We start from the raw sequence: 15,081 nt of genomic DNA on the forward strand, positions 1-15,081 counted from the left end.
CCCCCCCCCCCCCCCCCCCCCCCCCCCCCCCCCCCCCCCCCCCCCCCCCCCCCCCCCCCCCCCCCCCCCCCCCCCGAGAACGACCTTCCTTCCATTCTGTACCATAGCGCTGGTTACTCTCCGGCAGATCAACTTCAATCCGAAATAGCACAGCGGATATTATTGCCCCGGCATAGGCAAAAAGATGGTATGGTGAAGCTGTCTTATAAATCAAAAAACATTGAATCCGCATACATGGTTATGGCCGGAATTGACAAGCAGGAGCAAATACTGTATTCCGATACCCTTCATCTTATTCCTGGCACTAATATCGTATCTCTTTCAAGGAAAATCCATTTACAGCAAAAAATATTTCACAACCTATCGGCAATCGGCTTGGCCTGCAAGATCCTCTTTGGATCACTCCGGGTACATCGCCGGTTGAACAGGGATCCTCTTGCCATATAAAATCAGTGACACCCGGATTATGGAGTTACACACAGATAGAAGCAACGCGGTTCCATTATTTTTTACTACTTTTGTGTCTCTAAAACAGCAATATCAAGACATGCATATCGAGAATAATCTTCAGGATGCCATTATCCGGGCGATAAAAGCACTTTATCAGGCAGACGTGGAAACGTCGCAAATCACGCTTCAAAAAACAAAGAAAGAGTTTAAAGGACACTACACGCTCGTCACCTTCCCTTTGCTGAAAATCTCCCGGAAAAAACCGGAGGAGACGGCACAAGATATAGGTTCCTGGTTAACGGAAAAGACAGCGATCATCTCCGGATTCAATGTAATCAAGGGATTCCTGAATCTGGAAATTACGGCAGATGCTTGGCTCCGATTACTGGAACGAATCGACGGAGAACCCGATTACGGTTTCACACCTGTTGCGGACGACGCACCACTCTATATGATAGAGTACTCTTCTCCCAACACCAATAAACCACTGCACTTGGGGCATGTGCGAAACAACCTCCTGGGACATTCGTTGTGCCAAGTATTGGCCGCCAACGGAAAACGGGTGGTGAAAACCAACATCGTGAACGACCGGGGTATCCATATCTGCAAATCGATGCTTGCCTGGCAGAAATGGGGCAACGGCGAGACGCCCGAATCTTCCGGTAAGAAGGGGGATCACCTCATCGGCGACTATTATGTGCTGTTCGACAAAAAATATAAAGAGGAATTGGGTTCATTACAGGACAAAGGCCTGTCGAAAGAGGAGGCCGATGAACAGTCGCGACTCATGGCGGAAGCCCGCGAAATGTTACGCAAATGGGAAGCCGGGGACGAGGAGACCGTCAACCTGTGGAAGCGGATGAACAAGTGGGTATATGCGGGGTTTGACGAGACCTACCGCCGGATGGGCGTGTCATTCGATAAGATCTACTATGAATCGGAGACTTACCTTGCCGGAAAAGAAGAGGTGCTGCGAGGCCTGAATCAAGGACTTTTCTACCGGAAAGAAGATGGATCGGTGTGGGCCGATCTCACTCCCCACGGACTGGATCACAAGCTGCTACTACGGGGCGACGGGACATCGGTTTATATGACGCAGGATATCGGCACAGCCAAATTACGGTTTGACGACTATCCCATCGACACCATGATCTATGTGGTGGGGAATGAACAGAACTATCATTTCCAGGTACTTTCCATCCTGCTCGACATGCTTGGATTTGAGTTTGGCAAGGGACTCGCGCACTTCTCCTACGGCATGGTGGAACTACCCGAGGGGAAAATGAAATCGCGTGAAGGGACAGTGGTCGATGCCGACGAGCTGATGAGCGAAATGGTGGAAACGGCCCGTGAGACATCCAAGGAATTGGGTAAACTGGATGGCATATCCACCCAAGAAGCCGACAAAATCGCGGAGATGGTGGGTATGGGCGCACTCAAATACTTTATACTGAAAGTGGATCCGAAGAAGAACATGACCTTTAATCCGAAAGAATCAATCGATTTTAACGGCAACACAGGGCCATTCATCCAATACACCCACGCGCGTATACAATCCGTCCTGCGCAAAGCCGGTGAACAGGGCATCACCATTCCTGAAAGACTGGAGAACACCCTCGCCCTTTCCGGGAAAGAAGAAGGGCTGGTACAGTTACTCGCGGAATTCGACGCGGTGGTGAAACAGGCAGGCACCGAATACAATGTCTCCCTCATCGGGAACTATGTGTACGAGCTGGCAAAAGAATTCAACCAGTTCTACCACGATTTCTCCATCCTTCGTGAAGAGAACAGCTCGTTACGTGATTTCCGGTTGTTATTGTCAAAAAACATAGCCCTGACCATCAAAAAAGGAATGAAATTATTTGGCATAGAGGTTCCCGAACGGATGTGATATCAACTGAAGAATTGATTCAGTCGGAAGTCCGGGATCTGCCATATCGGAAGCGCCATGAGCAAAACAAAAATCAATAGAAACATACTTCTTCTTGCCATCCTGTTTTTCTGGAACACAGGGGGCGTGCGCTCACAACTCCATCGCGACTCGGTTTACTCCGACCGGCCGACTCTTATTCACCGGGTAGAGATAGGAGGCCGTCCGGGTTACATCATTCCCACCAACAAATTCCTGGGGGGAGTGAATGAACGATCCCGACCCATCAGGTATGCCTTTTCCTCTCACCTGAAATATGCTTTCCAGTTCCATCCCGACAGCCGTGCCGGACAGATCTACCGCGGCGCTTATCAAGGAATCGGGTTTGCCTATTATAATTTTGACAATTCCCGTGAGATCGGCAACCCGAAAGCGGCCTATCTGTTTCAGGGAGCGACCCTGGCCGAGATCACCCCTCGCCTGTCGTTCGATTATGAATGGAATTTCGGGCTGTCGACCGGATGGAATCCTTACGACTACTACAAAAATCCTTACAACGGAATGGTCGGATCAAAGGTCAACGCCTATATGAACGTGAACTTTTATTTCCGGCATCTTCTTTCCCGGTATTTCGATCTTATTTACGGCGTCACTTTCACCCATTTCTCCAACGGAAATACTAAATTCCCCAATGCCGGATTGAATGTGACAGACATAAAAGCGGGGATCACCTATAATATCAACCGGCAGGTAAACCAGCTCTCACAAGGCTTGCCAGGATACGGCTCTCTTATAAGGGATTTTCCCCGACATGTAAGTTACGATGTGGTTTTCTTCGGATCCTGGCGTCGCAAAGGGATCGTCTTCAATGGCGAGCCAATGGCTTCGCCTGACAAGTACACCGTGCTTGGATTCAACATCAACCCCATGTACAACCTGGGATACAAGCTCCGGATTGGGGCATCGTTGGACGGGGTATATGACAACAGCGCCAACATATATACCGAAGATTACATCATCTCCTACGGCGACCCCAATCCCGGATATACATTTTATAAACCGGCGGTGAATAAACAACTGGCGCTGGGGCTTTCCGCGCGGGCAGAATATGTGATGCCCTATTTCGATGTGGGAGTGGGTGTGGGGGCCAACCTCTTGCACGGCGGTGGCGACCTTAAAGGGTTTTACCAAATATTGGCTTTAAAAATAAAAGTCACCCGTCACTCGTTCATCCATATCGGATATAACCTGCAGAATTTTGATACGCCTAACTACCTGATGTTAGGCCTTGGCCTGCGGCTGAATAACCAGCATCCGCAGCATTAAATAAAGTGGAAAGGCGGAAAAGTGATTTGAATTAGCAATTACCAATTACTAATTACCAATGGATCAATGTGATATAAGTCCGGGATCCCAAATTTTTCATTTTTCACTTTTAGTTTAAGAAGTCTTGATTCATGACTCCAAGAGTCTTAATTCTAAATAAAATGAAACTAAAAAAACTGATCACATCTTTTTTCCTGACAGGCAGTATAGTGTTGACCTGGGGGCAGAATCCCGCATTAATGACGCACTATGATTCTCCCGCTACAAATTGGGAAAATGAAGCTCTGCCGATTGGCAACGGCCACATAGGTGCAATGGTCTTCGGCGGTGTCGACGAAGATGTTATTCTTGTGAATGAAAAAACATTATGGTCAGGCGGACCGGGTAAAAATCCTGATTACAACGGCGGGCACCGGAGAACGCCTGCTGAAAACCATCGTACTTTGCAACATATCAGAAATACTTTACAGGAGAAAATGACGGATTTCACAGCTACACAGTCCGCAGGAATAGATGCAAACGGAAAAGTTATCGCACATGATTATGCTCCTGAAGACGACGGATTGAAAAGCCATATCCTGGACCTGACGGGGAACAGAGACGATTTTGGTTCCTATCAGCAATTGAGCAACATCCACATTGGCTCGAATCCGGCAACATCTGCCGGTTATTCCCGGTACGCACGTAAACTGGATATCGACAATGCGGTTGCTAAAACGACGTATCTCCAAAATGGAATAAATTACACACGTGAATATTTCGTCAGCCATCCCGACAATATAATTGTCATTCGTCTTACGGCTGATAAAAGAGGTTCACTTTCACATACATTTTATTTCACATCGCCGCAGGAAAGCATCCTTATAAGCGTGAGAGATAACGTTATTACCCTGGAAGGGAGGCCGGCCGACCATGGCGACGACGGCTTGAAGTTTGTCCAGCAAATGATAATCATCCCTACAGGCGGAGCGATAAGTAATGACGGTAACCAAATCAAGGTGAAAAATGCCGACGAAATATTGCTGATCTCCTCGGCCGCAACCAATTACCATCAGTCGATGAATGCTGATTTCAATTATTTTTCCAGCATCAATCCCCGCAACACAGTTGAAAACACAATACATAAAGCAGTTCAAAAAACCTATACCCAATTGTTGGACACACATATTCGGGATTATAAATCACTGTACGGCAGGATGAGTATTTCATTGGGCAATGCGGCTAACATCAATAATAAGACTACTGATGAGTTATTAAAAGGATATAAAGACGGTACCAATACAACCGCAGAAAATTTATACCTCGAGCAGTTGTATTATCAATTTGGACGCTATCTATTGATTTCATCTTCCCGAAAAGGCTCTTTGCCCGCCAATCTTCAGGGGATCTGGGCAAAAGGATTAACCCCTCCATGGAATGCTGACTATCATACCAACATTAATGTCCAGATGAATTATTGGCTGGCCCAACAAACCAATCTGTCCGACTGCCATATACCGGTCATTGAATATACCAAAAGCCTTGTTTCGCGGGGAAGACTTACCGCGCAACATTATTATTGTAAACAAGACGGAAGTCCGGTGAGAGGCTGGGTCATTCATCATGAAAATAATATCTGGGGTAATACCGCCCCCGGAAACTGGTACACAGCATTTTACTTTCCGGCTGCCGCCGCCTGGATGTGCCAGGATATCTGGGAGTATTATCAGTTCAATCAGGACATAGAATTCCTGAGGGACTACTACCCGATCATGACAGATGCCGCATTATTCTGGGTAGATAATCTCTGGCGCGATTCCCGCGACGGAACGCTTGTCGCGAATCCCTCTTATTCACCAGAACATGGCCCCTATTCGCTTGGCGCATCAGCCGATCAGGCCATTATATGGGAACTGTTCGATATGGTAATCAAGGCAAGCGACACATTAAAATATGATACTCCGGAATTACAGGAGATAAAGAAGGCAAAGGATCAGTTGGCCGGACCCCGGATCGGTCTTGCCGGACAACTGATGGAATGGAAAGATGAGTTGCTGATGGACATTACGGGCGACAATGGGCATCGGCACGTCAACCATTTACACTGGTTGCATCCGGGAAGCAGGATCGTACCAGGCAGAAGTGCGGAGGAGAACCTATATGCAAAAGCGATGCAAACCACACTAAATACGCGTGGCGATGGGGGTACAGGCTGGAGTAAGGCATGGAAAATAAATTTCTGGGCACGACTGCATGACGGTGACCGTGCTCATAAACTGGTGCAGGAAATATTGAAAGAATCCACACTGACAAATCTGTTCGATACCCACCCGCCCTTCCAGATCGACGGGAACTTTGGTGCTACTTCAGGAATGACCGAGATGCTCGTGCAAAGTCACGGCGGTTATATCGAATTATTGCCCTCACTCCCTGATGCCTGGACCAGCGGCAGCTTTAAAGGGATCAAAGCCCGGGGAAATTTTGAAATAGAAGCAGAATGGAATGATGGAAAAATCACATCATTGAAGATCACCTCTGAGTCGGGAAACGATTGCGTGGTGAAATACAACGGGAAAACATTTTCTTTCCCAACCACCGCGGGAACTACCTACGATTTGAGCAATAAAACAAAATTTTAATCATTTGAAACGAGCATGTAAACTATTCTTTTTTATTTTTATTGTGATTGCATTGTCGCCCAGATGTTCTTCGAACACACATCAACTACATCATTAAACTCAGCCGTACTGGGTACTGCCATTCCTTTGGGTGCGGCAACTCCGGCTATTTTCACATCGTGTTCGGGTAACACAAAAAAGAGTTCAGGAAAAACCTACTCGGCAGAGGAATTGGGGATGTTTTCATCCGTGGATATTGCACCGGATGGAAAACCGTTAAAAGCGGCCCTTGTCGGATGCGGGGACAGAGGCACCGGAGCGGCAGTCGATTTCCTAAGTTCAGGTTGAAGGAGCCGTAATGCCTGTAGTGTGGAAAAAACAGTACGGCAAGGGACGTGTTTTCTATTCTTCACTGGGACACGTCGCCAGCGATTTTGATGTACCCGAAGCACTCGAGATCATGAGTCCAATCCTACTTGAGGTATTTCGCCAGGAATCCCAGCATGGTGCTGTAAAAGTCCATACGATTCTCTTCGCGATAGAAGCCGTGGCCTTCGTTGTATTTCACCATATAAGGTATTTCCAGGCCTTTGGCGCGCAGTGCCGTCACAATCTGGTCGGATTCGTGGATGTTCACGCGCGGGTCGTTGGCACCCTGCACCACATAGACCGGCTTGGTGATCTTATCGATCTGGTAGACCGGCGAAGCTTCACGGGCAATGATCTTCTCTTCGGGATCATCCAGGTCGTACCATATCTGCTTCACCATCTCGGTCATCGGCTTCCAGTATTCGGGAAACGACGAGAAGAAAGTCTCGATATTGGAGACACCCACATAATCCACCCCGCAAGTATAGAGATCGGGCGTTTTCACAAGTCCCATCAGGGTAGCATAGCCCCCATGGCTGCCTCCATAGATCGCGATTTTGTTTTCGTCGGCCCAACCCTGTGCAATGGCATAGCGCACACCGTCTTCCACATCATCCATCACTTTCCTGCCGATCTGCTTGAAACCGGCACGCAGGAACTCTTTACCATATCCGCCCGAGATGCGGAAGTTCACCTGCAGGGTGGCATAGCCGCGGCTGGCAAACAATTGCGTCTCGGGATTGAATCCCCACGAGTCGCGGATTCCCTGCGGACCGCCATGCGGATTCACCACCATAGGCACCCTTTTGCCTTCCAGTGCCTCTTTCGGGAGTGTGACATATCCGTGGATCGTCAGTCCGTCACGGCTCTTAAAGGAGATAGGACGCATTTCCGCCATATCCTCTTCCTTCAGTTGCGGCATCAGGTCGTATAACAGGGTGAACTGTTTTGTCTTCACGTCGTACTCATAGTACTTTCCATACAACTTATCGCTTTGCAGGATGATCAGGAATGTGTTTTCATCGTCATCATGATCGGCAATACCGTATATCTTTCCAGGGAAGTGCCGCTTCACGCCGGCATCGATTTCCTTGTAGAGGTCACTCACAGGGATAATTTCCGATTTTTCGCCCTCGTAGCTGAAATAATCAATTTCGTAGTCGCGTTTACGGGAGAGCCCCATACTGGCCACATCATAATGAGGGTTTGAAAACACTTCTTTTATTTCACGGCTGTTTTTCAGGTCGTAGAGAACGATACGGGTTTTATCTCCGTCGAGGTTGGTGACCACATAAGCATCATCGGGGTCGGGCGTATTGTAATTAAAGGCGATGATCGAGAAGCTGTCGTCCCAGTTCGTTTTTTTCTTCAACTCGAAAACCCCTGTTTCCCTGTTCTTATAATACAACTCCATTTCCACTCCGTTTACCATTTTGGTATAGGCGCGCAAATCACCCTCCTTGTCAAAATCATATCCTTGGATAGGATTAGCGGCATCACTGTTTTCATAGAGTTTTTCCAATTCACCCGTCACCACATTCAGTTTATAAGGCTCGAATATCTGCGGGTTATCTTTATTCATTGAAATGATGATGTAATCTTTCTGGTCTTTCAGGAGAGAAATGATTCCGGCCTTTACCCCCTCAAAAGGAGTGAGGTCGCGGCTGTTTCCCCCATCGATATTTGTCGCGTAAATATGGTAGTTCTCATTTCCCCCGTTGTCCATCGCATAAAACAACCGATCGTCGTTGATCCATCCATATCCTTTGATCGGCTCCTCTTTTTCCTCGATGGCACGGATCACCTCCCCGGAGGCAAGGTTTTTGATATACACATGGTTTTTAAGTCCATCCTTTTCCTTGTACGACAGATACTTTCCGTTGGGTGACAGTTGGAATGCCGACGCGCTGGGCCGTGCAAAGTAATCGGCCACACTGTATATGTAATCACCCTTATCAAAGTCGGCCAGTTTCCGCAATTCCTCTTCGCCCGTTACCAGGCCGGCATCCCCCGGCAGTTTACTTTCAAACCGTTTCAAAGTAAGCGGGAGAGTCATTCCGGCTTGCTCGTAGTTCCCGGTAATACTGTCTCCCCGCAGTTCCCCATTATAAACGATCTGCGCCGCGGTCACGCCCAGTTTCAGCCGATTACCCGTCAGCTCCGCCTTGTCCACCGGTATGCCGGCCGCTCCCTGCATAGGCACGTCCATTGTGCCGGACAAATCCCCGTCGCCACCGGTAAGGTGAAAAATCAGTTCCAGATCCACTCCCTGCACCGAGAGGGTGCCTTTCCAGTCACCTGCAATAGTTTGCGCATTCAGACTCATAGTTGTCACAATCACGGCGATCAATACGCCCATTCTTTTTATTATGTTCATATCATTAAGCTACTTTTATTCAGGTTAAAATATCTTCACATAAATTTATCCGCTATCATCAAATGACAAAAAAACATTCGAAAATATAATTATCTGACTATGAACGAAATAAATTGATTCTATTTGGCAAAGATCTTGAATTTTTTGTGTCTTACAGCTGATTGCCGGTTAGTCATAATGAAAACAAAAGAATCCAAGGTCTCGCACAAAAGTAGTGAATTCGTTCAAGTTCTGAAAAAGAATCTCGGGGAAAATATCAACCTTGCCCGAAAAAAAATCAATGGCACCGCTTACACCTCACTCTCCTACAAGGAAGTCCAGGGCAAAGCCAGGCAGTTCGCTGCCGGGTTAAATCAACGTCACGCGCCAACCTGGAAGCATTGGAAAACCTGTTGAAATCGCAGTCCTTGCACCGAGTCGAGAAAAAATGTCACAAAACATCATTATAAGGCAACAACATCGTTTCATTATCAAGACCCTTTTTCAATGTCGAAGACACCACGGAATACTGCCTGCTGAGCAAGGACCACGGGTGGGTTTCGGAATTTGAAGGGAAAGAGATTCCCACAGTTTCTCCGGCCTTATCCACGAATAAAGGCGTACCATCCGTACGCCTTTATTCAACTCCCTTCCAATGCAAGGGAAAATCAGTTGAGTTTCTTTTCGACGTCTTTCACCACGTCTTTCACTCCTTCCTTAAAGTTTTTCCAACCTTTTTCAACGCTCGCCGCCACTTTATTGTAGGTGCGATTCACATCTTTCTTGAGCTGTTCCCAATTCTCTTCGGTACTGTTCTGGATTTTGTCCACTTCTACCTTAAACTCGTCTCTTTCTTTTTCCAAAGCGGCAATGGATTTTTCGTATTCAGCTTTAGCCTCGGCCGATAATTCCTTTGACTTTTCTTTAAAGTCGGCTTTCATTCCGTCAATTTGCCGATTCAGCCTATCCAGCTCGGCGTTAGCGTCGGTTAATGCCTTATCTTTATCGGCATATGTGTAAACGGTAAAATCCTTAGCTGTGACTGTGGTTTTGTTTTTGTCTTCAACCACTACTGATACGGTATCTTTGGCCGTTGTGGTCTCTTTTTGCTTGGGATTATTACATGAGAACAAAGTCAGTCCCGCCGCGAAAGCAGCTACAAATACAATTTTTCTTACATTCTTGATTTTCATTTTTTTCTTTTTTATCCATTAAACTTCCCTTATATAACAAATTCTGTTTTAGGATTGTTTGCTGGAACTCATCAAAAACACTTATTGTCTTTGCCCGGTCGCCCGCGGCGTTGTAAGCAAACGTCGCTGTAATGCCGTTTTGGACGACAAATCGCTCAATTGACTGAAAAAATGGGGTTCAGGAATTCATATTTCAAGAGCGGCCGGCATGACCACATGTCCACCGCCCCGGTCTCTTAATGGGTAAATGCTGATTTTCTGGGTTTGAATCCTGATTGTTCAAGCCGGTGCAAGTGCCAGGGAATACGGGCCTGAAAACCGCCCCAGTTACGTTGGCTGCCCCATGCGAGTTCGGAGAAAGCCTGAAGGGAGGGGAATAAATGATACTCCAGCCTTGTTTCGTTAGGGATCATCTCCGTCCAGACACATGCCTGGAAACCATTCACATTGCTCTTCACAATATTCTTGAACTGTGGTTCAAACTCAAATTCATAAAGCGATCGCAATTGCGCATCGGAAGGATCAGCGCTCAAATAGAAACGTCCCCACTCCATAAATATCATCTGAAACCCTCCCTGAGTTATCAGGCCAGGCCTGTCCGACATCCAGTCCCTCCAGTAAGTATACAACAGCTCCTGCGGCTCGGAAGGGATGAATGCGTCGTCCCAGGCCATCACCTCTTTACCCAGAGACCGGGCATAATCGGCCATCTCTTTGATAAAATAGTTCTGCAATCCCTCTTCGCCGTTCAGTCCTTTTTCGACGATGAGCGCTTGGCAATGAGGACATTTCTTCCATTGCGTTTTCTCCACTTCATCTCCGCCGATATGAAAATATTTACCGGGAAAAAGTTCCGCCACTTCTTTTATTATATTTTTAATCATGGGATAGTTCTCCGTCTTACCCGCACAGAGAGGATGGGAGAATTCCGTCCCCCACCCGGCCTCACCTGTACAGGAGAGGTCGTTGTGGGCGTTGATGGCTGCGGTGAAATGTCCCGGCATATCAATCTCGGGGATTACCTCTATCCCCCGCGTGGAGGCATAGTTAACCAGCTCCTTCAGTTCGTCCCGGGTATAAAACCCGCCGTATTGATCCACACCTCTGATAAAACGGGAGTCAATCCTGAAACTGTCATCAGACTTAGCCTGTTCAATGAGCCTAAGATCATACTCATCAAAAGGGCGCCATGCCCCGATCTCGGTAAGAGCAGGATATTGCTTTATCTCCACACGCCATCCCTGGTCATCTGTGAGATGTAACTGCAGCTTGTTTATTTTATAGAAAGAGAGATGATCTACAATTTTTTTCAGATAATCGATCGTAAACATGTGGCGCGCCACATCTATATGGAATCCTCTCCAAGCTTTTTTGGGTGCGTCCGACAATATCAACAGGGGGATATTCTTGACTCCATCGTCGGAAGTGCCACACTGAAGGAGTATCTGCCTCATGGTTTGAATCCCCCATAGAAGACCTTCGGGGGCACTGTAATAGATACTGCATCCATCATCTTCAACGGTGATCCTGTAACCTTCTTTTTGCAATGTGTTGTCGTTATAAATGCGGATGAAAGCATTCCCGTTTGCGGCGCCACCGGGGTTAACTGTTATTTCCGCAAGGGTAGCCGACAGCAAGTCCCTTCCTATTCCTTTGATATCCTCACTTATGGTCGCATCTCGGGGTATGGCGATATTATATCGGCCATGTTCAAGCGAGACGGGTAATGGAATTATTGAAACCCTTTTTACCGTGAACTGATTTTGCGCCTGACCGTTGTCGTCCGAACAGGAGTAAGCGGACAGAAGCTGAATAGCCATCAGGAAGAATAGTAAACCCTTCCTCTTCATCGTTATATATGTTTTTTTCATCTGATTATTTTATTGTTTTATTCCGGTATATGGAACCTTTGATGTCTTCACATTCCACCGGCCCGTTCCACCATTTAATTGCTTAAACGCTCAATCTTCATACTCTCCTTACCCACACCGCCCGAGGTGTCAAAAGTAAGACGGAAATATCCGGGAACAAAGCCTGTGTCATTTGTAAAACCATTGGATAGAGACACTTTAAAGCCGGTGGCATCGCCGCTGAACGATTCTTCCGACAGTAACATACCTTTCTCCTTTCCCCACCCCAGATCACTATATATTTCCACTTCGAAAGAAGCCCATTCATGCGTATCGTTAAGATATATGGTTGCCTGGTATGTATGTTCCCGGGTCTTCACAGCATAAGCCAGACGGGTAATGTCCTCAAGATTCCACCCCCCGGAACTATAATCATCATGCCACCGGGGAGCACAGGTGAACCCGTGCCCGACAAGCCAGAAGGCATCGGGTGCCACATCCCTCATATCCGCGACCCACATATAATTATACTTCATTGAGTAGTAAACCGTCCATGTCCCTGTTTCACGGATAAAAGCCAGTTTCCCGGTTGTTTGGTCATAACTGAAGAAGTCCCGGTTATAGGCACCTCCCAGATCCTGAATACCCGTCACTTCTATATCGGCATTCCGGGTGAAGTCTATTGTAGCCTGATAGAGGCCGTTATTGTCAAGCATGAGTTGTACTCCGTTTACGGATATTATTTTAGAAATGCCGGCAAACCCGAGATTAAAGCTGAATGTGTTAAAAATAACCCTTTGTATGACAGCATTTTCAAAATTAAAAATGAAATTAGCGCCGGTTCCGGATACTAGCTCAGCCCCATTCCTGGTTTGGGAAAGTCCCCAAATCAAGGCAGATGCCTCAAGCGTGGGAGCAGTAGATATCTTGCCGTCGAAGGTCTCGGGAAAATCACCGTTCTCCGTCTGATACTCGTAAGGATTATTCTCAGTACGTGTCATGGGCAACACCCTCCCGTCGTAATGGAGGTAGAGGGTGGCCGGAAGTTCCGGACGCTTAATCCTGAAAGTCTTCAGCTCGGTTTTTTCGCTGCCCTCCACATTTATCGCCGTGAGGTTGAGGATAGCATCCCCTTCGTCAAAAAGGCTATGAAAAGGGATGAATATGCCGTGGTTCTTGATCTGGGCTGATGATCCTTTGGTACGGATTGTTTCGGAATAGATCACTTCATCCTCAAAGGTCAAAGTCACTTCGAGAGTTGAGAGTGGCGTCAGGGGATCGGTTATGTCCATGGAAAAGAAAATGGAGTCAGCCGCTTCCACTTCGTTGGCAAAGGAGTACGACACATTGGATATTTCGGGAGAGGAGTAAGGGTAAACAACACGTCCGCTACTGTCGTCCTCACACCCACCCAGCCAAAATGCCATACAGGAAACCATCATATATATGTACGTATATTTGTTTTTCATCTCAATTCAGTTTTAGTCAGACATCAATAATCAATAACCTTCATTTTGCGTGAGGCGCTCATTCTTATCTATCTCGCTCTGAGGAATAGGCCATTTCGCCCTGAAAGGTTGTAAAGAGGCAAACAATATCTTACCGTCTTTATTTTTATGTTTTGTCATCACCTCTGTCAGCCGATCGTTACGGACAAGGTCGAACCAGCGCTGGCCTTCCATATACAATTCGAGTTGACGTTCGTTTTCAACGGCGAGACGGGCGTCAGACTGTCCCATATTCCGGTTCAGGGACGATGTCCCCAGACCGGCCCTTTCACGTATCCGATTTACGATGTCGATTGCTTCGGGAACCTTGTCCAATTCGACCAAAGCCTCGGCTTTCAATAATAAAATATCAGCCAGGCGCATCAATATTATTTCCGAGTTTTTTTCTCGGATTTTATACGAGAACGGATAATTATCGGCCGGATAATACACATCATAAGGAGCGTTTTTCCAGATTATGGACGAAGAATAACGGCTATCATTTACTTTATCGAACTTGGCGATGAAATCGTGTGTAGGAGTGCAATAGCGTCTCCATGTCACAGACCCGTCATCATATTCCTTGAGCAAAGTCCAATAAGCCCAGTTAGGAGCTTCGGTGGTATAGTAAACTTCAAAAATGCTCTCTGTGGTGAATTTGTTATCCGGTTTCCACAAATCGTCGAAATCGCCCACCAACTGATACCCTTGGGCGATGACTTTATCACAGAATTCAACCACTTTGGTATAATCACGCCTACCCTTTTCTCCTTTTGTAGCCAACACTTTCGCCAATAAACCGTAAGCGGCCCCCTTGGAAGCCTTAAATCCCCCTTTATGCTGACTGTCCAGATATTGAATTGTTTGCTCCTCATCAAGATCTTTCAGTATTTGCTCGTATACTCCATCTTCAGGTGTCCGTTCGGGATATATGACAGGATACCACCGTTCGATATTGTCATTGGTCAAAGCAGGTACAAGTTGATTGGTCATCGGGATACCACCCCATATCCGTACCATATCAAAATAAGCCCATGCCCTGATGAATTTTGCCTCAGCCATGATCCGTTTTCTTTCCGCATCCGCTATCGCCGACACATCCATTAATTTCACATTTTCCAGGACATTCGTGGCGGCTCCGGCCATTGAAAGATACTGCTCCCACACCAACTGCACCTTCTTATTGGTCGCATACATGTTTATCATGTCCACATATTCCTCGTCCGTTCCGTCGCCTCCGACGTAACAATTATCCGATTGTACATCATTGAGCATAAAATTCTCCTGCTGAAAGATATCCGCCTTGAAATTGTTGTATGCCCCCGACAGTTCGGCTTCCGCTTCCGCCTGGTTTTTATATTTGGACACAAGGTCTTCCTCACCGGTCCCTTCTTCTGTAAAATCGGCTTGCGGATTCTCATTCAGGAAATCCTCACATGCGCTAAAGGCACCCAGGAACAAAGACAAACTTGCCATGATTAATATTTTTTTCTTCATCATATAATGTCTATTTTCAACTTGTTTGTAGTATCATGAAACCTATTATAATGGTCTGATTATCACGGATAATATTGATCTAACCA

10 protein-coding genes and 1 pseudogene are annotated in these 15,081 nt (G+C 46.8%); 6 read left to right on the forward strand and 5 right to left on the reverse strand.

Features of this window, described 5'->3' with window-relative positions; all coding sequences use genetic code 11:
* The first annotated feature begins 547 nt into the window (after window positions 1–547).
* The 5 genes and pseudogenes from argS to D7D25_RS18825 all read left to right on the forward strand — a co-directional run.
* Complete coding sequence (argS, locus tag D7D25_RS13490) at window positions 548–2,341, forward strand: arginine--tRNA ligase (protein WP_122969472.1); 1,794 nt, start codon at window positions 548–550, stop codon at window positions 2,339–2,341.
* A 57-nt stretch (window positions 2,342–2,398) separates the two neighbouring features.
* Window positions 2,399–3,646 (forward strand): acyloxyacyl hydrolase, encoded by a 1,248-nt coding sequence (locus D7D25_RS13495; RefSeq protein ID WP_122969473.1) that lies wholly within the window; start codon window positions 2,399–2,401, stop codon window positions 3,644–3,646.
* Window positions 3,647–3,807: 161 nt separating this feature from the next.
* The gene (locus tag D7D25_RS13500) at window positions 3,808–6,264 is read left to right on the forward strand and encodes a glycoside hydrolase N-terminal domain-containing protein (RefSeq protein ID WP_122969474.1); all 2,457 of its coding nucleotides are present in this window, start codon (window positions 3,808–3,810) and stop codon (window positions 6,262–6,264) included.
* A gap of 63 nt (window positions 6,265–6,327) precedes the next feature.
* Entirely contained in the window at window positions 6,328–6,591 is a 264-nt protein-coding gene (locus tag D7D25_RS13505; protein WP_122969475.1) for a hypothetical protein, read from the forward strand.
* Window positions 6,592–6,601: 10 nt separating this feature from the next.
* Window positions 6,602–6,694 (forward strand): annotated as a pseudogene (locus D7D25_RS18825) (ThuA domain-containing protein); the annotation flags it as partial.
* Window positions 6,695–6,715: 21 nt separating this feature from the next.
* On the opposite strand, the gene D7D25_RS13515 reads toward D7D25_RS18825, so the two are convergent.
* The gene (locus D7D25_RS13515) at window positions 6,716–8,989 is read right to left on the reverse strand and encodes a S9 family peptidase (protein WP_255417309.1); all 2,274 of its coding nucleotides are present in this window, start codon (window positions 8,987–8,989) and stop codon (window positions 6,716–6,718) included.
* Between the two features lie 177 nt (window positions 8,990–9,166).
* Between D7D25_RS13515 and D7D25_RS13520 the strand changes: the two genes are divergently transcribed.
* Entirely contained in the window at window positions 9,167–9,385 is a 219-nt protein-coding gene (locus tag D7D25_RS13520) for a hypothetical protein (RefSeq protein WP_148038930.1), read from the forward strand.
* A 251-nt stretch (window positions 9,386–9,636) separates the two neighbouring features.
* Here the strand turns inward: D7D25_RS13520 and D7D25_RS13525 are convergent, their stop codons facing one another.
* From D7D25_RS13525 to D7D25_RS13540, 4 genes are all read right to left on the reverse strand, one after another.
* Window positions 9,637–10,161 carry a hypothetical protein gene (locus D7D25_RS13525; RefSeq protein WP_122969477.1) on the reverse strand — a complete coding sequence of 175 codons (525 nt, stop codon included), beginning with the start codon at window positions 10,159–10,161 and terminating at the stop codon, window positions 9,637–9,639.
* Between the two features lie 236 nt (window positions 10,162–10,397).
* The gene (locus D7D25_RS13530) at window positions 10,398–12,032 is read right to left on the reverse strand and encodes a beta-N-acetylhexosaminidase (RefSeq protein ID WP_122969478.1); all 1,635 of its coding nucleotides are present in this window, start codon (window positions 12,030–12,032) and stop codon (window positions 10,398–10,400) included.
* Between the two features lie 74 nt (window positions 12,033–12,106).
* Window positions 12,107–13,480, reverse strand: coding sequence for a DUF5016 domain-containing protein (locus tag D7D25_RS13535; protein ID WP_122969479.1), 1,374 nt, complete (start codon window positions 13,478–13,480; stop codon window positions 12,107–12,109).
* A 30-nt stretch (window positions 13,481–13,510) separates the two neighbouring features.
* A complete protein-coding gene (locus D7D25_RS13540) occupies window positions 13,511–14,998 on the reverse strand; it encodes a RagB/SusD family nutrient uptake outer membrane protein (protein WP_255417310.1) in 1,488 nt (495 codons plus the stop codon).
* Between the last annotated feature and the right edge of the window lie 83 nt (window positions 14,999–15,081).

The sequence above is a fragment of the Proteiniphilum sp. X52 genome, from assembly GCF_003712195.1.
Lineage (GTDB): Bacteria > Bacteroidota > Bacteroidia > Bacteroidales > Dysgonomonadaceae > Proteiniphilum.